The organism is Bacillus sp. Xin1, assembly GCF_013314535.1.
Lineage (GTDB): Bacteria > Bacillota > Bacilli > Bacillales > Bacillaceae_G > Bacillus_A.
In genome coordinates, this window is sequence record NZ_JABUAE010000016.1 from 67,227 (window position 1) to 88,423 (window position 21,197).

The window sequence follows — 21,197 nt, forward strand, 5'->3', positions numbered from 1 at the left end:
CTGATTAAATTTACCAAATATGAAAACGTTTCACTTTTAGTAAATTTTATACTCACGATTTTAATTTAAACATCGTACGACATATATTTCAAGTGAAAAAATTGTAACACCAAGAAAAAAAATATATTACAGATTTCAAAAAAATTCAGTTTTATCTTGTATATATTAAAAATTATTACACACAATACAAAACTGTACTATATCTATGAGTACTACTGTTACACACGTTATGACTTATGAGTAGCAAACCATTCATTTAATTGGTCCATAATGTTCTCCATCGCTTTCATATTGGAAAACTTAGGCAATTCCACTAATAACGCCTGTTTCGGCATCGTTACATTCGGACCTTTCTTTTGGAGAACAAATATACTTTTTGCATTTTTCTCGTTTTTAAACATGGAAACAGGAAGCTGTAATAATCCTTGAATAAAGCTTGTTTCTTTAATAAATGCATGTAATTTCGGTGCTTGATCACTTTCAAAGATAAAGTTCGGTACTAAGAAGAATAAATACCCGCCTTCTTTTGTATGCTTCACACTTTGTTCAATAAATAGGTGATGTGCATAAGACATTCCTTCATCTGCTTTTAAAGTATATTCACTTGCACCTATTTCGTTTGGATAAAACCCAATTGGTAAATCACAAACAACTGCATCTACTGGATCAATATAAAGCGACGCTAGTCCATCTTGATTGAAGAACTCGATTGCTTGCTTTTGTAAATTCGCATTCACTAAAGCAAGTCTAACAAGTACATCATCCACTTCTACACCAAACCCGCTTATCGTTGTACCTTCTTGCGCACCATTAAAAATTGTCGTCATTAAATTCCCTGTTCCAATAGCTGGGTCTAAAACAACGATTTCTTTCTGATCCTTCATAAACTTATGGAATAAGTAACTCATAAACATTCCAACTGCATCAGGCGTCATTTCGTGATTGGCTTGCACGCCCTCTTTCATTCCTTTTAGAATGGCAAGTTGAAATGCTTTGCGAATTTCCTCGCCTTTATATTTTTCTTCATTAAACTTACTATATTCACGATTCAACCGTTCAATTGTTGATTCAGATAATCCCTCTTGCAGAATCGCTCCTTCAAACAAATTATCTCCTGTTTCCACAAGCGCTTCTAAATATGTTACATCCAATTCTTTACGTAAAATTACGGTAGAAGAATCAAAAATAGAAAATAATGTTTCTACTGTCTGACTCACGCATATTCCTCCTTCAGTCAATTACACATAACTTATATCATACCATAAAGTGAAACTTTAATCAGTGGGAAGGTTTCTTCATCCTTACTGATTATTAGCCTCACCAATTGGACATTCTAATTTTTTGCCAAAAGAAAAAACGACCTCTTACATAGAGGTCGCCTTCATTTACATTACTTCGCCGCTTTTGCTGCTTCTAATGCTGCTTCGTAATTTGGATGGCTTGTACCTTCGCTTACGTACTCTACGTAAACTACTTTGTCGTTGCTGTCTACTACGAATACCGCACGAGCAAGTAAACGAAGTTCTTTCATTACTACGCCATAAGCTTCACCGAATGAAAGGTCACGGTGGTCAGAAAGTGTTGCTACGTTTTCTAAGCCGTTTGCTGCACACCAGCGTTTTTGAGCGAATGGTAGATCTACACTAATTGTTAATACTTTTGTGTTTTCAATACCAGCTGCATCTTGGTTAAAACGACGAGTTTGTGCATCGCACACACCTGTGTCGATAGATGGTACAACACTAATTAATTTCACTTCACCTTTGTATGTTTCTAAACTTACTGGAGATAAGTCGTTTGCTAACACTTGGAAGTTTGGCGCTTGATCGCCAACTTTAACTTCTGTTCCAACTAAAGTAATTGGGTTACCTTTAAAAGTTACATTTGCCACTTGAAAATCCTCCCTTATTTAAACAAAATATGTACAATGTAAATGATAGTTTGTCCTTATTCAGAATGCAAATAAAATCGCTTTATTTACAAAAAAATAAAGAAGCTAACCAATCGATTAGCTTCTTTTTCGCTGTTAGATTTCAAATTCTGGTTCATCACCTTTTTGCTTCTCCATCATTTCCTTCACTTTATCAACAGCTTGTGGTGCTAACTCAATGATTTTATCAATCACATGTGTTTGTTTATCTAAATGTAAAACTTTCACTCCATCTCCATTTATAACGAGAAAGGCAACTGGGTTAATGGAAACTCCTCCACCACTCCCTCCACCAAATGGATGACGGCCCGAGCTATCTATTCTTCCAAATTCGCTCCCGCCAGCAGCAAATCCAAAGCTCACTTTAGAAACCGTTAAAATAACGCTTCCATCCGCTGCTTTAATTGGATCGCCGATAATTGTATTTACATCTGTCATTTGCTTTAAATGCTGCATTGCAGTTGTCATTAAACCTTGAATTGGATGATCCATTTTATCCCCCTATGCTTGTGCAGATTTTTCAACTGCACTAGATCTTTGTTTTCTCATAAACCACAGTATTTTTACTCCTGCCACTGTAGCACGATATATCCGAAAGGATGCTGTTAATTCGCCTTTCGATGCAAATCCTTTCCCTTGAAACACAGGTGTAATTTCAAACTCGGGTATATCAATTACATGCGTATATTGCCCCAAGACCCCAGCGACCATTCCTTTTGTCCCCCATGCATATCCAGTGACAATTCCGGTGCTAGCTGCATCCCCAGTTCCAATTTGCGAATGCCATTTCCACCTATTGATTTTCACTTTTTTAAGAAAATCTTTAAGGATAGTATGGATCTCTCGTAGCTTTTTTATCAGTTCCCCGATACTATCAAGCTGCGCCATAATTTTATTCTCAATCCCTCCATCTTCTTCTGCTTTTTCAATTTTTTGTCCGATTTTTTTTTGCTGTTTTTCAATTCTTTCTAAAATATCAAACGTATAGTGAATCATCCATATTTTCACTTGAAATAAACATTGCTTCTCCATTTCTGAATATAAAAACGTCACTTTAAGCGATAGCCTCGACAATAGTATAAGTAAAATGAGCAAGAGAAGAATTCCAATTCCAATTACAAGCCACTTCATTCGTACCATCCTTTCACTCCACATCCATTATCGACAGGTTCAATCAGGATTAAACAAGAAGTGATAAAATTGAATATAAAAATTTTTCTAAAAATAAAGAGGGATTTTGACATTTTATATCGAAATATAATATTTGAGCATACCATTAGTTTTTTTCTACTGGGGCACAACGCTAAATTTGACTGCAATGGAGGGATACACAATGGCAGATCGTCGCAATTTATTTTTCTTTTATGGTGATGACAAAGCAACGCTTGTTGAAAAAATGAAGCCAATATATCGTATTTTAGAGGAAAATGGATTTACCATATTAGATCACCCAAAAAATGCAAACGCTATCGTCAGTGTTGGAGATGATGGAACCTTCCTACAAGCCGTTCGTAAAACAGGCTTTAGAGAAGATTGCTTATATGCAGGTGTTTCTACGAAAGATGAAATTTCTTTCTACTGCGATTTCCATATTGACCATGTCGATACAGCCCTTCAAGAAATTACACAAAATGAAATTGAAGTGCGTAAATACCCAACAATTCAAATAGATGTTGATCATGGCACATCTTTCCATTGTTTAAATGAGTTTTCTTTACGCTCTAGCATCATTAAAACATTTGTAGTAGATGTGCATGTTGATGATTTATATTTTGAAACATTTAGAGGGGACGGCTTGGTTATCTCTACCCCGACTGGAAGTACAGCTTATAATAAATCATTGCATGGCGCGGTTGTCGATCCACTCATCCCATGCTTCCAAATAAGCGAACTTGCTTCTTTAAATAACAACACATACCGTACACTTGGATCACCGTTTATTTTAAACCATGAACGTACATTAACGTTAAAACTTGCTCCAGACGGTAATGATTATCCTGTTATCGGCATGGATAACGAAGCACTTAGCATTAAACAAGTTGAAAAAGCAGTCGTACGTTTAAGTGATAAACAAATTAAAACAGTAAAACTAAAAAACAATTCGTTCTGGGAAAAAGTACAAAGAACGTTTTTATAAACAGCAAAAAAACGAGTGCCAAAAGATTTTCTGGCACTCGTTTTTTGTGATTCACACGTCGTGTATTAGCGAACCGCTGATATTATTTTTGGTATACAATTTGACCATCTATTACAGTTGCCACAGCTTGTATATCTTTTATTTCCTCTGCTTCAACTTCAAATATGTCGCGATCTATAATTGTAAAATCCGCTTCATATCCTTTTACAATTTTACCACGTTTGTTTTCTTTTCCAATCGTATAGGCGCTTCCAGTTGTAAATAAAGAGACAGCTTCAAATATAGATAACTTCTCTTCAGGTATGTAACATGCCCCATCAATAAAGCTTCTCCGCGTTACCGCACTATATATTCCTAAAAATGGATTTACTTGTTCAATTGGTGCATCTGATCCACCTGCGCAATGCAATTCAGCATCGAGTAACGTTTTCCAAGCATACGCATACCGAAGACGATACTCTCCTAACTTTTCAATCACTGATGGAAAATCAGATGAGACAAATACAGGCTGAATATCAATGATGACCGGCAAGGGCTTCATCCGTTCAATTAATTCTTCGCGTGCCAGCTGGCAATGAATAATACGATCGCGTAGCCCCTCTGCCGGTGGGTATAACTCTAGTGCATCAATCACATATTCAAGAGACAGGTCACCAATTGTATGAATCGCGACCGGCATATGTAAATTACGTGCTTTTCTCACTAGTTCAGCCAGTTCTTCCTGAGAAAAGATTGCTACGCCATTTGTTTCCTTCGCATCTTCATATGGCTCACTTAGTAACGCAGTTCGTCCACCAAACGAACCATCTGAAAAGATTTTCATTGCACCAAATTCAATATAATGCTCGTTCTCATAATTTTTTCGTTCATGTGCTACTTCATGATGAACAAGTAAATGTGCTTTAAATGGCATTCCCTTTATTATGTGTGAAAATGCATTGTATGTTTTTTGAAAGCCGCCATAATAATTTAAGTCTTCTGTATGTCCTCCTACTAGGCCATATTTCCAACAATCTTGAATCGCTGTTTGCAATGCCCTTTGTAAATATGCTTCATTGATTTCTGGCTGAACGTGCTTGATTACATCTTGTGCTTGTTCATATAAAAGTCCTGTCAGTTCACCCGATGAATCCCGGCCAAGCTTTCCACCTTTTGGATCTGGCATGTCCCATGTGATATTTGCCTTTTCTAGTATATAAGAATTTACCCATGTCACGTGACGACAAACACGTTTTAATAAAATCGGATGTTCTTTCGAAATCGCATCTAAATCACGGACATGGACGCTTTTTGTATCTGTGAAATTATTTTCGTTCCAACCTTCGCCAATCACCCATGTACCCTCTGGCACATCCTCTACTCGCTGCGTGACAAGCTGCAGCATTTTCTTATAAGACGTACAAGCAGATAAGTCTAAACGTAGCAGTCGTTCCCCATGTCCAATGAGGTGCAGATGACTATCAACAAGACCTGGAATCATTGTTCTTCCCTCTAAATGATGGATCTCCTCAGCCTGATACCGACTCTCCAAATCCTCTTTGTTTCCTGTATCGAGAATTATTCCATTTTCTACATAAATAGCTTTAACTTTTTCTTTCTCTTCATTCATTGTGTAAATATGTCCGCCGTGCCAAATTTCCCCCATACTTTCATCCCCTTTTCTTTTTAGTCTACGAAATTGAAGCATAGAAAAAAAGCACCATTTTACATCACATGGTGCTTTTCCAAACATTAATTTTGATTCGCTGGGATTGTTGACACTTGCCATTCTACGTTAAATTTATCTTTTACCTGTCCATACGCCGGGCTCCAGAAAGTTTCTTGAATTGGCATGATGACTTGACCGCCATCTTGTAATTTCCCAAATACTTCTTTTGCTTTTTCTGCATCGCTTAATCTAATCGCTATCGTTACTTGAGATCCAATTGTATGCCCTTGACCTGGGAATGTATCAGAAATCATAAGTTCCGTATTACCAACTTTTAAATGAGCATGTAAAACGCGCTCTTTTGCTTCAGCTGGAATAGGGTATTCTGGATTTTCAGGCATCTCACCAAAAGTCTGTATAACTTCAACTTTGGCATCTAATGCCTCTTTATAAAACTGTACAGCTTCTTGTCCATTACCATCCAAAACTAAATACGGGTTAATACCTAAAATCATAAAAGGCACCTCTTTTTTAAAATTTTTTTGGTAATCATCTCAAGTTTAAATCAGAACATACGTTCCATTAGATGATATCATAATCTTACATGCATATGCAACAATCTAATTCCATTCTTGTTTTACTTTAACCCTAATTCCATCTCTTGTTTTCTAAGTTCAACACGGCGAATTTTTCCGGAAATCGTTTTTGGTAGTTCATCTACAAATTCAATTTTACGAGGATATTTATATGGTGCAGTAAGTTTTTTGACGTGTTCTTGAAGTATAGGAATTAATATTTCTTGTTTCTCTTGTATATTCTCTCTTAATACGATAAAAGCCTTCACGACACTTCCGCGAATTTCATCAGGACTTGCAACAACCGCACATTCTCTTACATAAGGATGTTTCACAAGCGCATCTTCGACTTCAAATGGTCCAATTGTGTAACCAGAGCTAATGATAATATCGTCACCGCGGCCCTCAAACCAAAAATAGCCATCTTCATCCTCTTTCGCTTTATCGCCTGTAATATAATAATCACCACGGAATTGCATCGCTGTCCGCTCATCATCTTTATAATATTGTTTAAAGAGTGCTGGTGTTTCAATATGAACAGCAATATCTCCTACTTCTCCAACAGATACAGGTTGTCCTTCTTCATTTACAATGTCTACATGATTACCTGGCGTTGGTTTTCCCATAGATCCTGGCCTAATCTCCATTCCTTTCATTACGCCAACAAGTAATGTATTTTCTGTTTGACCATAGCCATCTCTAACTGTAACATTAAAATGATTTTGGAATGTTTCTATTACCTCTCGGTTTAGCGGCTCTCCTGCTGATACAGCACTATGTAAAGCTGTTAAATTATACTGCTGCAGGTTCTCTACCTTTGCCATTAAGCGATATTCTGTCGGCGTACAACAAAGCACATTCACCTTATTATCATCTAATAACTGCAAATATGTTTTCGGTTCGAATTTACCGTGATACACAAACCCTGTCGCTCCTGAACCAAGCGTTGCTAAAAACGGGCTCCAAATCCATTTTTGCCAGCCTGGACTAGCCGTTGCCCATACAACATCATTCTCTTCTATTCCGAGCCAATTTGGAGCGCTTGTACGTAAATGCGCGTAGCCCCAGGCATGTGTATGAACGACACCTTTGGGATTTCCTGTCGTTCCTGATGTGTAAGATAAGAAGACCATATCTTCTCGGTCTGTCTTAGCCATTTCTAATTCGTCACTCTCTATTTCTAGTGCGTCTTTTAAATTGATCCAGCCATCTACTGACTGATTGCTCAATACGAATTTTTGAAGAGACTCCATCATCTCTATACCTTCAAATTGCTGAATATACGGTTCATGACTGATAATTGCTTTTACTTCTCCATGCTGAATGCGATATTCAATATCTTTTTTGCGAAGCATTTCCGAACTTGGAATGACTACAAACCCCGCTTTAATTGCGGCAATATACGTCATATATGCTTCAATTAAGCGTGGCATCATAATAAGAAGCTTGTCCCCTTTTTGCAAGCCACTCTTTATAAAAGCGTTTCCAATTTTATTCGCTCCTTTTATCAATTCACGGTATGTAACCTCACGTCTATTTCCTTCATCATCCTGCCAAATTAAAGCAAGCTTCTGCTCGTCATGTGTATATTTCTCTATCTCTGCAACTAAGTTATAAGACGGCGGTGCTAATAATTCTTCCCTCTTCATAATAATCATCCTCCTTTTTCTCTATGCCTCCCTTCTATAATAAAGAATTTTCAGTAAATTTTAAACCTACTTCTTTTGACAAATTTTTCAGTTACATGTCGACAAAAAGAAGGAGTGGGAAAACCCGCTCCTTCTAAGCCATCGTATATGGGATTATTTGTGGAAACCGCCTAATTGTTGTTCAGCTAGTGAAACTAGACGTTTTGTAATTTCGCCACCAACAGATCCGTTAGCGCGAGATGTTGAATCAGCTCCAAGTTGAACTCCAAACTCTTGAGCGATTTCGTATTTCATTTGGTCTAATGCTGATTCAGCACCAGGAACCGCTAATTTATTTGTGCTTCGTGCCATATAGTATCACCTCCTTGTGAGTATAGAGTGTGATAAACCATATGACTTCATACATATCTAGAGATGGTAATTTATGGTTTTAAAAGATGTTCAAAAAGTCCAGTAAAGATAACTGTCGCATTTCTTCGTTGCGTTGCCAGTCCGGCACTCATGTAGTCCACTCTACTCCGTATCGTCCTTTTTGAACAAGCACTTTTAGAAAAGATCTTCAAATTGCTCTTCTTCAGCCACTTCAATTGTCTGTAGCACCATCTTCTCTGTACCAGCAACAGCTTCTTCAATAAGTGGTGTAAAGTCATATTTTGATTCGAAGCGATTTGCTTTTTCACGCTTCGGTTTTGTCGATGGACTTGCTGGTGTAAATACTGTACAGCAGTCTTCATATGGACGAATTGAAATATCATATGTTCCAATTTCATTTGCAATTTTAATAATTTCTAGTTTGTCCATCGTAATAAGCGGGCGAATGACTGGATAGTTTGTCACTTCATTAATCGTGTGCATACTATCTAACGTTTGGCTCGCTACTTGTCCGAGACTTTCACCTGTTGTAATTGCAAGTGCATTACGCTCCTCTGCAATACGCTCAGTAATACGCATCATCATACGGCGCATAACTGTCATAGAGTAGCTAGATGGAATTTCTTTATTAATCGTTTTTTGCACTTCAGTAAATGGAACAAGATGAAGCGTCAAACGTTTGCAATACTTCGTTAACTCTTGTGCTAAATCAATTACTTTTTGCTTCGCACGCTCACTTGTGAATGGCGGACTATGGAAGTGAACGGCCTCTACTGATACACCGCGCTTCATTGTTAAGAAAGCAGCTACTGGGCTATCGATTCCGCCAGAAAGAAGTACCATTACTTTTCCGCCAACGCCGACTGGTAAACCACCTGCTCCCATACGCTCATCACACATAATATAGCTATAACCACTACGAATTTCTACGCGAACATTCACATCTGGATTATGAACATCTACTGTGATGTCTTCTGTATTTTCTAAAATATAGCCGCCAATCTCCGGAAGTAACTCCATCGTTTGCATTGGGAAATGTTTATATGAACGGTGCACTGTAATTTTAAATGTTTTCACATCGCCTTTTACTTGTAAGAAAGCAGCAAGCGCACCTTTTTTAATCTCTTCTAATTCTGATGGTACTTTCATCGCTAAGTTAAACTTATGAATACCAAATACATCTTTCAATCTCTCTGCAATCGCCTCATGATCTTCCCCATTTAACTGGATGTACATGCGGTCATGTGTCGCATCGATTTTGATGTTTGGAAATTTCTTCAATTTAAATTTCACGTTATCTTTTAACGTGTTTACAAACTTAGAACGGTTTTTTCCTTTTGTCGTCATTTCACCGTAACGAACTAAAATATATTCATATTTCATCATGTTTCTTTACCTCATCACTTCGTATAATTTTGGCAATGTTTCTTTTATAATCCCTTCAAACTGTGTTACTTCTTCCATCGTATTTTCAGGTGCTAAACTAATACGAATCGCACTTGCTGCGGCAGCATGCGGTACTCCCATTGATGCTAACACACGACTTACTTCATTCGCTTTTGAAGAACATGCTGATTTTGTTGATACATATACGTCACGTTCTTCTAGAGCATGAACCACTACTTCTGGTTTTAAACCAACGAATGACACATTTAAAATATGCGGTGCCGAATATGCAAGCGATGTATTAATCGTTACATCTTCCATTCCTTCGAAGAAACGTACGAGTTCTGCTTGTAACTTGTGTAAGTGGTCACTCTTTTCACTCATATGTTCCATTGTCATACGTAATGCCTTGACCATCGCGACAATACCAGGTAAATTCTCTGTACCAGAACGATAACGAAGCTCCTGCTGACCACCTGATAAAATCGGATCTAATCTTACGCCATCACGTACATATAAAAGTCCTGTTCCTTTTACGCTATGAAATTTATGCCCAGATATCGAACAAAGATCAATATGAGAAGCATATAAATCAAGTGGCACTTTTCCGATACCTTGCACGTGATCTACATGGAATCTTATTTTGGGATAGTTCGCTAACAATTTTCCTACTTCAGAAACAGGTTGAATTGCCCCTGTTTCATTATTCACATGGATCATAGAAACAAGGATTGTATCCTCACGAAGTGCTCGTTTTACATTTTCTACTGATACAATACCATGTTCGTTTACAGGTAAATAAGTAACATCAAAGCCGAGACCTTCTAATTGTTTATATGCTTCAAACACAGACGCGTGTTCAATATTTGTTGTAATAATATGTTTGCCACGAGAGCGATTCCTCATCGCTATTCCTTTAATCGCAAGGTTATTTCCTTCCGTTCCACCCGATGTGAAAATAATCTCGGAAGGCTTAACATGAAGGAGCTGCGCTGCAATCGTTCTTGATTGTGTTAGTAAATGCTCTGCTTCTCCCCCGAGCGAATGAATAGAAGAAGGGTTTCCAAAATATTTTCCTGCAACCGTTACGTAAGATTGAAGGACTTCTGGATATGGTTTCGTCGTCGCACTATTATCAAAATAGATCATCGTTCTTCCCCTTTCAGCGCTGTCACATCATATAATCATATCACAAATGTATGCCATTACGCTAAACATACTCAAAGCTTCTATTTTTTTGATACAGAAGTATACTTTTATATTTTGAAACGAAAAACACTGCTGTATTCCGCTATTCATTATAGCAACATCATCCGAGAATTTACACAAATCCAGCACAAAAAAACAAACCCCTTTTTCATCAAGGGGTTTGTTCATTATCAACAAATTCAGCAATTTTTTGTACAACGCCAGGTTCAAGTTGTTCTAAAACAGAAGCTGCTTGTTCTAAAGCGGCATCATATTCATACTCACGGAATAATCTTTCTGCATTTTCTAAGCTTTGCGCCAAGTCACCATCATGACTACGATAGCGATTACCATATTGGATTAGCTTTTCTACTAAGTACGCCTGTCCAATTAACTCCTGCGTCTTTTCAAATACACCGTTTACGATTGTATATGCTTCTTCTAACATGCTATTTACAGCATGCATATTTAGCGGTTTTAATTCTAACTGTCCATAAACACCTTGCATTGCCTCTTGTCCTCTTTGTAAATCTTCCATAATGCTTTGTGGAAGACCTGGTAAATTAGACTTTTGCATAAAGCGTTTTGCTTCTACAATCATATGGCGCATCTCTTGTAATTTTTCACGTGCTTCAAACTCTTCCTTACGCATCGTTTGGAGCATCTCTTTATATTCTACATGAAGTACCTTTAATGTTTCACATTGCTCATCAATCTCTTCCAGTTCTTCGCGAATAACAGAGAAGGCAATATCTTGTTCCGCAATGCGCATTTGTAATACTTCAAAGCGTTTCATTAAAATATGCATTTGTTTTTCAATCAACTTTTGTGATTCAATGTCTTTATCTTGCAACTGATAGCTTTGTTTCACAAATTGCGTTTCGGATTTTGTCTCAATTGCTTTTTCATGAATTTCCTCTAAATCTTCATAAACAGTAACTGAATTTTTCTCTACATAATGCTTCGCATGTACTTCTTGTTCTAATTGATCATACAACATATCTAGACGCTTTTTTAAGCCTTCTATTTTCTCGTTTGCTTCTGCTATATGAAGCTCTTCCAAATCAATCAGACATGTTTGTAGTTGTTTGTTCATCTCTCGTACTTCTTTAGGGATTTCTAAATGATTTAATACATATCCTTGTCTTTTCATATCATCATGACCTTGTAATAAATCATCTAATTGCATTGGTAATGTCGCTTGACACTCCACTAATAAATCAGGAACTTGATGAATAATAATTTCTAAGTTCGCTAATCCATCTTCTAAGCTTTTTACAATTTCACGCGCCTTTAAATAATCACCGTTCGCTGTTGCCTCGTCAAATTCTTGGAATTTTGCCTGTTCTATATCAAGTAACTCTTCAATTTTCTGTTCAGATTGTCCAAACATATGACGATGAGCGAGTACGCTCTTTTTCATACTACGATATGTATCACGTAAATCTTCAATTTCCGAACTATTTTTCTCATAGCTCTCTAGCAATTGTTGCAATTCATTTAACATTTCCGTAATGCGGTTATCCGCTTCATCTAAATCACGAATGGATTCACTCATCAAACGCTTTGCTTTTCGGAAGGAAAATTGTGAGGCTGATTTTTGGGCGCTTTCTAATGTTTTATCAGCTTTTGGCAGAAGGTTTGTAACAATTTCATCCCATTCTTCACGCCACTTTCCAAACAGTTCTTCTGTTTGTCCAGTCATATTCAAATCCTTTACCCGTTTCAATTCATCTGCAACAGGTTTATCTTTTATTTCTTGTTTCCACTGCTCAACCGCTTCAATATCTTTATATAAACGATTTCTTATCACGAGCTCTATCATGAGCAGCACTAGAATAGAGCTCACTACAATGATAACGATCGTTAGAATAGAATCCATGCAAAATAGCCTCCTACTTATATCTCTTTTTTTGTCCGTTCCGTTTATGAAATGGAAGGCATTATGTATAAAAGGGAAATCTCCTATATTTAACAACTGACAATGTACTAATCATACCATGTAATGACATGTTTTTGACCTAGTTTTTTTAAAATTTCATGTTTCTTTTGTTGAGGAGGTAATATTCCCAATCCTTCATTTCTCTTTATGCACCGTTTTCGTATTTCAGTATGCATCCAAAAGTACTTGTACTAAGGATTCTTCTTTTTTATGTGATGCAAAATATATCGCCCGCTTTAATGGTGGTTCAACAGGAATCATACAAATCCCAGATTGTATAGCCTGCTCCACTGCGATTTCTGGTAGCAATGTAACACCAAGCCCAGCACGCACCATTGCAAGCATCGGCTCCGCATAAGATGTTTCAACAGCAATTGTCGGCTTCACTCCCATCTGTTGAAACAATGTCATAATCATTTTTCTTACATCACAAATTTCCGGATAAACAATTAGCTTTTCATGCTGTAAATCTTTCATTTGAATCGTATGTTTTTCTTTATATACATGATTACTCGAGACGACACAAACAATATTGTCTTTCCTTATTTCTTGCAGATAGCCTGCTCCGTCTACTATAGAATCAACCAACATCGCATCAATTTTTCGCTCCCGAAATAATTCCATTAATACTTTCGTATATTCAATTTTCCAATCTACTTCATATGTTTCTAATACATTCTTACATTTTGATATGTAATGAGCAGCTAAACTGGGCAATACTCCAATTGAAATCTTTTTCTTTTCTTGGTACTCTTTCAGCTCTCTCTTCACACTATTTATTTGTTCTATAATAGGCTCAATCCGTTTTATAAATAGTTTACCAGCCTCTGTTAGTTCCACTCCTTGCGTGGACCGTTTTAATAACTTGACTTCTAAGCCTGCCTCTAATCTTTGAATTTGTTTACTGAGAGCTGGCTGTGAAATATGCAGACGTTTACTTGCTTTTGATAAACTTCCCGTATGTTGCACTTCAATAAACGATTGTACCGCTTCCAAATCCATCTCATATACACCTCTAACAAAAAGTTATAACCCCTATAACAAATCAATATTTCCTGTCCGCAAAAAATGAACGTTATACTCATCCCATGCTTATTTTTATGAACTTACTATATCGAAATAAGAAGGAGAAAGATACTCTTGGATAAAAAACAAATACTATTTGGAACTCTCTTATGCTTACTTGCTGTAAAAGCTTGGGGCTTTATGTTTCCCGTTATGGCCAGCGCTCTGGAACTTATAGACCCATTCTTTTTCACTACTTTTCGTTACGGATCGGCAGCGGTCATTTTTACCGTTCTTCTCTTCATAATTGAAGGGAAACACGCTTTCCATTTAGAAAAACAAGCTTTGTATTTGTTATTTTATGGTACAGTCGGTTTTGCCGGATACGGATTTCTTGTTTTTTATGGACAACAATTAGCAGGACCTTCAGGTGCGATTCACGCAGCCATGATTCAGTCTCTTATGCCGTTACTTGCCTTACTATTGCAATGGGGCTTACAAAATAAAAAGCCACAAAACTATACATTCCTTTGTATGTTTTGTGCACTTATAGGTGTGCTACTTGTTATTTCAAAAGGCAATATTCATATGTTATTTGGAGCAGCAAGCCATATCTCAACAAACATATTTATGCTCTCTGGCGTTTTTTGCTGGGTTATTTACACAAACGGCGGCTCTCATTTTCCAACTTGGTCGCCACTTCGATATACAACACTTACATGTTTATTTGGAAGTATTTCGTTAGTTCTTACTGTTACTGTACTAACATATTTGAAAGTTATTTCTATACCTACATTCCATACAATCGCTACAGTACGATTTGAACTATTGTATATGTCCATTATTGCTGGTGTGGTTGCAGTCTTTTGCTGGAACATGGGTAATCGCCTTATTTCATCTATTAACGGCATATTATTTATGAACTTAGTCCCTGTGCTCGCACTGATAGGATCCATTTTTCGCGGCTATCAAGTTGAAAGAATTGAAGTAATGGGAGCGATCATAACCATTATCGCTTTACTATGCAACAACTTATGGCAACGAAAACAAGAGCGCATACAAGAAAAAATCACTTCTTGAAAAATACGTCATAAAATACCCCCACCAAAAATATGGCGGGGTATTTTACATATGAACTGCTCGCGGTAGAGGATAATACATATGTGTTACACATAATGTTTGCTCCATCCATTGCTCTACTTCTTTCGTATACATTTCCAAAAAGAATGTTTCTGATGGAAACGAATGCAGCACCTCCGATATATACTGCGGATATAAATATGGCATATTAATCATGCCTTTTAATTGCGTCATAAACATTGTAAAAGAAATCTTCTGAAACTCCTGCTGCATTTGTCCCTGTTTAATAATTTGCTCTATATAATATCTTTCTTTAGAAAAATAAATAGTCATGACTTCCCGAATTAACGTTGTATCAAGTGAAAGCTCCCTGTAAAAAAATCGCGTCAGTTCCCTATGTTCAAACTGATACCGCAAAATTCCTCGTACAATTTGATTTATCACTTCTTTAGCTGGCAAATACTCTCTTTGTTCAAATGACCTCTCAATTACCCCGATATACCCTTCTAAAAAATCAGTTATAAGCTGTTCTAATAAACCTTGCTTTCCAGCAAAATAATATGAAATATTAGCCACATTCACATCCGCCCGCTTTGCAATATCTCGCACCGATGTTCCATCGTACCCTTTCGTATTAAACAATGAAATTGCCGCATCAATTACCTTTTGTTTCGTCTGCTTCATGCGCTCACTTCCTCTCACCCTGAACAGCTATAGTTTAAATTTCTTGACTTTTAAGACAAATTCCTTTAATTTTCTATCGACAAAGTCATTTGAAATATATCGTATTTTGCTATGATTTTACATTTCTCGATAGAAAGGATGACGTTTCCATGTTTACAAAAGAAAGTTATGCAGGATCACGTGAACAGCAGTACGAAACAGTAATCAAACAACTTGATGCATTGTTAACAGGAGAATCAAATGTAGTCGCAAATTTAGCAAATGCCTCAGCACTATTAAATCAATTTTTAGAGCGTATTAATTGGGTTGGCTTTTATGTAACAAAAGATAATCAACTTGTACTAGGGCCATTTCAAGGAATGCCTGCATGCGTTCGCATCCCATTTGGACGCGGTGTTTGCGGCGTGGCAGCTGAAACAAAAACAACTCAGCTTGTTGCAGATGTTCATCAATTTCCAGGTCATATCGCTTGTGATAGCGCCTCTAATTCTGAGATTGTTGTACCAATTATAAAAGAAGGTAACGTCATTGGTGTGTTAGATATCGATAGTCCTGAAAAAAATCGCTTCGATGAAGTAGATCAACACTACTTAGAAAAATTTGTGGAAACGCTCCTAAAACATATGTAAAAAATAAGAGCCATCAATCTCATAGATCGATGGCTCATTTCTTATTCTCCGTTCACGTGAGAAAATGTATCCGATAGCTTCTGCAGTGCATCCGCCAAATCTAGGGTAATATCCTCCCATGCTTCTAATCCAATAGATAGGCGTATTAGATTATCAAAAATACCCATTTCATGGCGTACTTCTGCTGGAATAACAGCATGTGTCATCGTTGCCGGATGCTGCACTAACGTTTCTGTATCACCAAGACTTACTGCAATCGTAATGAAATTCAACTCATTCATAAATGCTTGTGCTTCTTCTTTTCCGCCTTTAATCGTAAATGAAATCACACCGCCCCCGCGCTTCATTTGGCGAGATGCTAGTTCTCCTTCTGGATACCATACCGCTTCAATACTTTCTTGATTTTTCAAAAACTCGACCACTTTTTCCGCATTATCACAGTGCCGATCCATTCGTACAGCTAACGTCTTTAAGCCGCGGAGCAAGAGCCACGCATCAAAAGGTGCCATAATTCCGCCAATATCTTTTCGAATCGGGCGAATTTGTTCAGCTAGCTCCTTCGTTTTACAAACCGTCACACCCGCAACAACATCTCCATGTCCACCAATATATTTTGTTGCACTATGAAGAACAACATCACATCCAAGTGTAAGAGGCGTTTGTAAATAAGGTGAACAAAATGTATTATCAACAACGACAAGCAGTTCATTTTGTTTTGCAACTTTTATAACCTTTTCTAAATCGATAAGTTTCATTGTTGGATTAATGGGCGTTTCAACAAATATCAACTTTGTATTCGAGCGCATACTTGCCTGAATCTCTTCTTCGGTTTCCATATCACATAATGAATGTGTAATCATAAACTTCTCTTCTAACACTTCTAAAAAACCGTACGTACATCCATACAAACCGTTTGAACAAATAATATGATCTCCAGCACGTAAAAATGCGAGAAGCGTTGCCGAGATTGCAGCCATTCCAGAACCGAACGCTAACGCCGATTCCCCCCCTTCTAAAACAGCCATACGCTCTTCGAACAATTCCACAGTTGGATTTCCAAGTCTTGAATAAATGTAAGATGGGTCCTGCCCAGCGAAACTTGCTTCTCCTTGCTGCGCTGTTTCAAATGTATACGTTGACGTTTGAAATAGCGGTGGTGTTAAACTCCCTTTGTGCATTTTAGAATCATACCCGTGATGAATAAGTGCTGTTTCTATCTGTTTCTTTTTCATACAAACATCCCCCTTATGCTTCTATAATATGTAAGCGTTTTCTCTCTGTTGCTATCCTTTCTTTCATACTGTTTCGAATTCCTTCTTGCAATTTCCAAACTTTACATGTATAAAACAAAATGGAAACTCGCTTGACGAAATTCCATTCAAAAGATATAATAGCGTTTGTGTAAAATAAAAAGGCAGCCTTGTAATGTGAGTTTATCGTTTGTATTTTGTTCCTCACGTTTGAGGTGTATCTCGTAACTCCCTGCTGCTGGAGCGAAGGTACATGAAAACAAAATACGCATAAATATCGATTACGTCTGTTTTTATTTTACGAAAATAAAAACACTTAAAGGAGGAGTCAACTATGGCTCGTTATACAGGTCCAGCTTGGAAACTGTCTCGTCGTCTTGGAATCTCTCTAAGCGGCACAGGTAAAGAATTAGAAAAACGCCCTTACGCACCAGGTCCTCACGGTCCGAACCAACGTAAGAAACTTTCAGAATACGGTTTACAATTACAAGAGAAACAAAAACTTCGTCACATGTACGGCATGACTGAGCGTCAATTCCGTCGCACATTTGACCAAGCAGGTAAAATGCCAGGTAAACACGGCGAAAACTTCATGATCCTTCTTGAAGCTCGTCTTGACAACCTAGTTTACCGCATGGGCTTAGCTCGCACTCGTCGTGCAGCTCGCCAATTAGTAAACCACGGCCACATCATGGTAGATGGCGCTCGCGTAGACATCCCATCTTACCGCGTAAAACCTGGTCAAACTATCAGCGTTCGCGAAAAATCTAACAACCTTGTTGTTGTTAAAGAAGCGATCGAAGTTAACAACTTCGTACCAGAATACTTAACTTTCGATGCTGATAAATTAGAAGCTACTTACACTCGTCACGCTGAGCGCGCTGAGTTACCAGCTGAAATCAACGAAGCATTAATCGTAGAGTTCTACTCTCGTTAATCTCGGTACTCTGCAAAGAGTAGTATTAAAAGCCTTAGAAACCTTGTTAACTCAAGGTTCCTGGGCTTTTTTTATTTGTCACTAATAATGCAAAATAGGGCATAAAAAAGAATGTCCCTGGGGCCAATTGGGGCTAGTTTGGGGCAAAAATTATAAGGCTGGCGTATGTATTGTAATAGATAAGTGCAAAATACAGATGATAAAAGGAGTTACTTATTTTGAAAGAAAAATTTACTAAGATTCCTCTTCATGCACAAGACTTTCAAAAATTAAAGATGCTATTAGAAGAATTAGTACAAGACGAAATAGAACTCATTGAAAATTTTTCTAAATACGCTTTAATTATTTCTTCTAAAGAATCTATGGTCACAATTAATCTTAGAAGCGAATTTGTTCCTGATCCACACTTAGCAATTACTGCTATAAGTATTACCCCAAGTAATCAAGGTAAGGGAAGTATTGTTATTGAATGGTTTAAGACGTTCGCTAAAGAAAAAGGCTTTGAACGATTAGTGTTGCAAGAAGTTATAACTGAAGAAGGTTACCATTTTGCATTAAAAAATGGTTTTTCAAAAAAGGTTGGTCCATTCGAGGAAATATTTAGAAAGCCCGATAGTCCTGACGGAAATTATGAAATACATTTATAAAGAGTAAAATAAAAGTGAACAATTATTTTTCGTAATCGTTCACTTTTTTATTTGATGAATTATCTAACACAGTTCGTTCTTTTCTTTCCATAAGAGCAACTCACCTTTTCATTCATGATTTTTTACCTCTTTTCTTTTTATCCCCTTTGTAAGTGAGTATCGTACACAACTTACCATCCCCCAAAACAACCTTTCTGTCATAATCCACTAGGATTTCCTCACGAATAATTCTTTCTACTTCTTCACCGCATCTCCAATAACCAGCACGAAGTAAAAATTCAGAAAAACCTTCTGGAATCGGTAATTCATAACCATCTAAAGTTATTTTAGTGACTTCAATACCTTCTCTGATTATCATTTAATCACCCTTTCATTTGGAATATGGATAAGTTCGCTTTGAGGTATGTTCATACCTCTAATAAATTCATTACAATGTAATATTTACACTCATCTCCTTAAATTGGTGTTATTTACTTATTAAGGAGGGAGATTTTTGAGTTTAAACATGTATCTAGGAGAAGTACATACCCAAACACAAAGTATGAATGCTATATGTACCGCTACCATTCAAGGTATGGAACAAGCCATTCAGTCGATTGACGCTTTTGTAATTGATACTGTTTTACAAGGACAGACTTATGACAGTGCAAAAACATTTTTTGTACAAACCTTTCGTCCTTTAGCACAAGGAATCATTTACTTATGTGAAGAATTAATCGTTCAGAATAATGCCTTTCCAAGTCAATTTCAATCAAAGGTAGCTTCAACTGATGTAATTGAACAAGAAATACTAGAACAAATTCAAGAAATTGACCGAATGAAAGCAAGTATGGAAGCCATCACTCAAAACATACCAATACCAGGTATGGACGCTATGACGAATCTTTTTACTGTCATGAGAAAAAAACTGCAAGAAAGGTTAGATCATCTGTATCAATTCAATCAGACCTCTAGCAATAACTATAGTACAGCAATTCAATTAGCTGCTAGCATTGCGACAGGCCTTGCCGAAGTCCAAAGCGGAAAAGGATTTAGTCTTGCAAGCGGAACATTTAGTACGCAAGAGTTGAATATGGAGTGGACGACTTCTATTCAAGCGATTACAGAAGAGAAAGCCCGAAAAGCTGACCATTCGATTAAAGATGGAGAAATGTGCGGTAGGCTAGAAGAGAAATCTTCGATTAGAAAGGCTTGGGACGATAAGGTAGACGATGTAGTTAAGGTGTTCGAAAGAGTAAAAAAGATGTGGAATGGTACTGTAATCGGATCAGGGAAAGCTGTTGAAGATGAAATCAAGTTTATGGAAACTTTAAATAATATGGATATAGGAACTTTTATTAATGTTACATATGCGATTTTACATTTGGATGAAACGACAAAAAATATGTGGCATACATTTTCAAATTCTGTGAAACGGGATTTGATAGATGGAGATGCAGAGAGCCGTACACAATGGACTACTTATGGATTAACACAAATAGCGATTGGTCTAATTGCCGATAAGGGACTAGGTAAAGCAGGCCTGGTCACAAAAGAAGCAGGAGGAGCAAGTACTTTAGCTAAAGGAGTAACGTTAATAAAAGAATTGAAACAAGCAGCTGATATTTTACAATCTTTTAAGAAAGATGTTTCTTTTGCTTTCTCTGGCGGAAATATCATAACCAAGATACCTCAAAGCGAACTAAATCAAGCCTATTATAATTTTGCAAAGACTATAGATAGTAATGCTAGAAAACAACCAGGAATTGCAAGTGGTGGTGAAAATCTATCTAATCCACGTAAGTCAATGAGAGGTTCAAGTGGTAATATAGGATTAGTACCCAAAGATGTTGCGGATAGCTTAAGAGGCAGAGAATTTAGTAATTTTGATGCATTTAGAAAAGCTTTCTGGGAAGAATATTCAAAGTCAAGTTATGCAAATGAGTTTAGTAAAGCTAACATTAAGAGAATGAGTGCCGGGTTAGCGCCAAAAGCTCCAAAATCACAGCATTACGGAAAACAAACAAGTTATGTTTTACATCATAGGAATCCTATTCACAATGGAAGAGGCGTTTATGATTTAGATAATATAGTAATATCTTCTCCGAGAATGCATCAAGAAATTTTAAGTAAGGGATTCCATTTTAATAAATAAGGAA

Annotated in this window: 21 protein-coding genes; 6 read left to right on the forward strand and 15 right to left on the reverse strand. The window is 37.0% G+C overall.

The window, feature by feature from the left end; all coding sequences use genetic code 11:
- Nucleotides 1-227: 227 nt before the first annotated feature.
- The 4 genes from HRG09_RS15530 to HRG09_RS15545 all read right to left on the reverse strand — a co-directional run bounded on the left by HRG09_RS15530 (nt 228) and on the right by HRG09_RS15545 (nt 3,070).
- Nucleotides 228-1,217 carry a class I SAM-dependent methyltransferase gene (locus HRG09_RS15530; RefSeq protein ID WP_174101722.1) on the reverse strand — a complete coding sequence of 330 codons (990 nt, stop codon included), beginning with the start codon at nt 1,215-1,217 and terminating at the stop codon, nt 228-230.
- Nucleotides 1,218-1,390: 173 nt separating this feature from the next.
- Nucleotides 1,391-1,891 carry a thiol peroxidase gene (tpx, locus tag HRG09_RS15535; RefSeq protein ID WP_174101724.1) on the reverse strand — a complete coding sequence of 167 codons (501 nt, stop codon included), beginning with the start codon at nt 1,889-1,891 and terminating at the stop codon, nt 1,391-1,393.
- A 135-nt stretch (nt 1,892-2,026) separates the two neighbouring features.
- Nucleotides 2,027-2,422 (reverse strand): GerW family sporulation protein, encoded by a 396-nt coding sequence (gene ytfJ / locus HRG09_RS15540; RefSeq protein WP_174101726.1) that lies wholly within the window; start codon nt 2,420-2,422, stop codon nt 2,027-2,029.
- A 9-nt stretch (nt 2,423-2,431) separates the two neighbouring features.
- On the reverse strand, nt 2,432-3,070 hold the full coding sequence (locus HRG09_RS15545) for a DUF2953 domain-containing protein (RefSeq protein WP_174101728.1): 639 nt from the start codon (nt 3,068-3,070) through the stop codon (nt 2,432-2,434).
- Between the two features lie 193 nt (nt 3,071-3,263).
- Here HRG09_RS15545 and HRG09_RS15550 point away from each other — a divergent pair, with 193 nt between their 5' ends.
- Complete coding sequence (locus tag HRG09_RS15550; protein WP_174101730.1) at nt 3,264-4,067, forward strand: NAD kinase; 804 nt, start codon at nt 3,264-3,266, stop codon at nt 4,065-4,067.
- A gap of 82 nt (nt 4,068-4,149) precedes the next feature.
- On the opposite strand, the gene HRG09_RS15555 is transcribed toward HRG09_RS15550, so the two are convergent.
- The 8 genes from HRG09_RS15555 to HRG09_RS15590 form a co-directional block, all read right to left on the reverse strand.
- Nucleotides 4,150-5,712, reverse strand: coding sequence for an amidohydrolase (locus HRG09_RS15555; RefSeq protein WP_174101732.1), 1,563 nt, complete (start codon nt 5,710-5,712; stop codon nt 4,150-4,152).
- 86 nt (nt 5,713-5,798) lie between these two features.
- The gene (locus HRG09_RS15560) at nt 5,799-6,230 is read right to left on the reverse strand and encodes a VOC family protein (protein ID WP_174101734.1); all 432 of its coding nucleotides are present in this window, start codon (nt 6,228-6,230) and stop codon (nt 5,799-5,801) included.
- Between the two features lie 122 nt (nt 6,231-6,352).
- Nucleotides 6,353-7,939, reverse strand: a complete 1,587-nt coding sequence (gene mbcS / locus HRG09_RS15565) for an acyl-CoA synthetase MbcS (RefSeq protein WP_174101736.1) — start codon at nt 7,937-7,939, stop codon at nt 6,353-6,355.
- A 153-nt stretch (nt 7,940-8,092) separates the two neighbouring features.
- Nucleotides 8,093-8,290 (reverse strand): alpha/beta-type small acid-soluble spore protein, encoded by a 198-nt coding sequence (locus HRG09_RS15570; RefSeq protein WP_017153881.1) that lies wholly within the window; start codon nt 8,288-8,290, stop codon nt 8,093-8,095.
- Nucleotides 8,291-8,485: 195 nt separating this feature from the next.
- Nucleotides 8,486-9,697: a tRNA uracil 4-sulfurtransferase ThiI gene (thiI, locus tag HRG09_RS15575; RefSeq protein ID WP_174101738.1), complete on the reverse strand. Its 1,212-nt coding sequence runs from the start codon at nt 9,695-9,697 to the stop codon at nt 8,486-8,488.
- 6 nt (nt 9,698-9,703) lie between these two features.
- Nucleotides 9,704-10,846 carry a cysteine desulfurase family protein gene (locus tag HRG09_RS15580; RefSeq protein ID WP_174101740.1) on the reverse strand — a complete coding sequence of 381 codons (1,143 nt, stop codon included), beginning with the start codon at nt 10,844-10,846 and terminating at the stop codon, nt 9,704-9,706.
- A gap of 211 nt (nt 10,847-11,057) precedes the next feature.
- The gene (gene ezrA / locus HRG09_RS15585) at nt 11,058-12,767 is read right to left on the reverse strand and encodes a septation ring formation regulator EzrA (RefSeq protein WP_174101742.1); all 1,710 of its coding nucleotides are present in this window, start codon (nt 12,765-12,767) and stop codon (nt 11,058-11,060) included.
- A 225-nt stretch (nt 12,768-12,992) separates the two neighbouring features.
- Nucleotides 12,993-13,829, reverse strand: a complete 837-nt coding sequence (locus HRG09_RS15590; RefSeq protein ID WP_174101744.1) for a LysR family transcriptional regulator — start codon at nt 13,827-13,829, stop codon at nt 12,993-12,995.
- Between the two features lie 138 nt (nt 13,830-13,967).
- Between HRG09_RS15590 and HRG09_RS15595 the strand changes: the two genes are divergently transcribed.
- Nucleotides 13,968-14,912 carry a DMT family transporter gene (locus HRG09_RS15595; RefSeq protein ID WP_174101746.1) on the forward strand — a complete coding sequence of 315 codons (945 nt, stop codon included), beginning with the start codon at nt 13,968-13,970 and terminating at the stop codon, nt 14,910-14,912.
- Nucleotides 14,913-14,957: 45 nt separating this feature from the next.
- Here the strand turns inward: HRG09_RS15595 and refZ are convergent, their stop codons facing one another.
- Nucleotides 14,958-15,596 carry a forespore capture DNA-binding protein RefZ gene (gene refZ, locus HRG09_RS15600; RefSeq protein ID WP_174101748.1) on the reverse strand — a complete coding sequence of 213 codons (639 nt, stop codon included), beginning with the start codon at nt 15,594-15,596 and terminating at the stop codon, nt 14,958-14,960.
- A gap of 149 nt (nt 15,597-15,745) precedes the next feature.
- Between refZ and HRG09_RS15605 the strand changes: the two genes are divergently transcribed.
- Nucleotides 15,746-16,225, forward strand: coding sequence for a GAF domain-containing protein (locus HRG09_RS15605; RefSeq protein WP_174101749.1), 480 nt, complete (start codon nt 15,746-15,748; stop codon nt 16,223-16,225).
- A 41-nt stretch (nt 16,226-16,266) separates the two neighbouring features.
- On the opposite strand, the gene megL is transcribed toward HRG09_RS15605, so the two are convergent.
- Nucleotides 16,267-17,457 (reverse strand): methionine gamma-lyase, encoded by a 1,191-nt coding sequence (megL, locus tag HRG09_RS15610; RefSeq protein WP_174101751.1) that lies wholly within the window; start codon nt 17,455-17,457, stop codon nt 16,267-16,269.
- A gap of 352 nt (nt 17,458-17,809) precedes the next feature.
- Here megL and rpsD point away from each other — a divergent pair, with 352 nt between their 5' ends.
- Both rpsD and HRG09_RS15620 read left to right on the forward strand, forming a co-directional pair.
- Nucleotides 17,810-18,412 (forward strand): 30S ribosomal protein S4, encoded by a 603-nt coding sequence (rpsD, locus tag HRG09_RS15615; RefSeq protein ID WP_000135311.1) that lies wholly within the window; start codon nt 17,810-17,812, stop codon nt 18,410-18,412.
- Between the two features lie 218 nt (nt 18,413-18,630).
- A complete protein-coding gene (locus HRG09_RS15620) occupies nt 18,631-19,059 on the forward strand; it encodes a GNAT family protein (RefSeq protein WP_174101753.1) in 429 nt (142 codons plus the stop codon).
- A 112-nt stretch (nt 19,060-19,171) separates the two neighbouring features.
- On the opposite strand, the gene HRG09_RS15625 is transcribed toward HRG09_RS15620, so the two are convergent.
- Nucleotides 19,172-19,417, reverse strand: a complete 246-nt coding sequence (locus HRG09_RS15625; protein WP_174101754.1) for a hypothetical protein — start codon at nt 19,415-19,417, stop codon at nt 19,172-19,174.
- 135 nt (nt 19,418-19,552) lie between these two features.
- Here HRG09_RS15625 and HRG09_RS15630 point away from each other — a divergent pair, with 135 nt between their 5' ends.
- Nucleotides 19,553-21,193, forward strand: coding sequence for a T7SS effector LXG polymorphic toxin (locus HRG09_RS15630; protein ID WP_174101755.1), 1,641 nt, complete (start codon nt 19,553-19,555; stop codon nt 21,191-21,193).
- The last annotated feature ends 4 nt before the right edge of the window (nt 21,194-21,197 follow it).

Excerpts from the sequence above, each read along its gene's own strand:
- thiI (WP_174101738.1), bottom strand. The coding sequence starts at position 9,697 with ATGATGAAATATGAATATATTTTAGTTCGTTACGGTGAAATGACGACA.
- HRG09_RS15605 (WP_174101749.1), top strand. The coding sequence starts at position 15,746 with ATGTTTACAAAAGAAAGTTATGCAGGATCACGTGAACAGCAGTACGAA.
- megL (WP_174101751.1), bottom strand. The coding sequence starts at position 17,457 with ATGAAAAAGAAACAGATAGAAACAGCACTTATTCATCACGGGTATGAT.
- rpsD (WP_000135311.1), top strand. The coding sequence starts at position 17,810 with ATGGCTCGTTATACAGGTCCAGCTTGGAAACTGTCTCGTCGTCTTGGA.
- HRG09_RS15590 (WP_174101744.1), bottom strand. The coding sequence starts at position 13,829 with ATGGATTTGGAAGCGGTACAATCGTTTATTGAAGTGCAACATACGGGA.
- mbcS (WP_174101736.1), bottom strand. The coding sequence starts at position 7,939 with ATGAAGAGGGAAGAATTATTAGCACCGCCGTCTTATAACTTAGTTGCA.
- HRG09_RS15545 (WP_174101728.1), bottom strand. The coding sequence starts at position 3,070 with ATGGTACGAATGAAGTGGCTTGTAATTGGAATTGGAATTCTTCTCTTG.
- HRG09_RS15625 (WP_174101754.1), bottom strand. The coding sequence starts at position 19,417 with ATGATAATCAGAGAAGGTATTGAAGTCACTAAAATAACTTTAGATGGT.
- ytfJ (WP_174101726.1), bottom strand. The coding sequence starts at position 2,422 with ATGGATCATCCAATTCAAGGTTTAATGACAACTGCAATGCAGCATTTA.
- HRG09_RS15560 (WP_174101734.1), bottom strand. The coding sequence starts at position 6,230 with ATGATTTTAGGTATTAACCCGTATTTAGTTTTGGATGGTAATGGACAA.
- refZ (WP_174101748.1), bottom strand. The coding sequence starts at position 15,596 with ATGAAGCAGACGAAACAAAAGGTAATTGATGCGGCAATTTCATTGTTT.
- HRG09_RS15550 (WP_174101730.1), top strand. The coding sequence starts at position 3,264 with ATGGCAGATCGTCGCAATTTATTTTTCTTTTATGGTGATGACAAAGCA.
- HRG09_RS15580 (WP_174101740.1), bottom strand. The coding sequence starts at position 10,846 with ATGATCTATTTTGATAATAGTGCGACGACGAAACCATATCCAGAAGTC.
- ezrA (WP_174101742.1), bottom strand. The coding sequence starts at position 12,767 with ATGGATTCTATTCTAACGATCGTTATCATTGTAGTGAGCTCTATTCTA.
- HRG09_RS15555 (WP_174101732.1), bottom strand. The coding sequence starts at position 5,712 with ATGGGGGAAATTTGGCACGGCGGACATATTTACACAATGAATGAAGAG.
- HRG09_RS15570 (WP_017153881.1), bottom strand. The coding sequence starts at position 8,290 with ATGGCACGAAGCACAAATAAATTAGCGGTTCCTGGTGCTGAATCAGCA.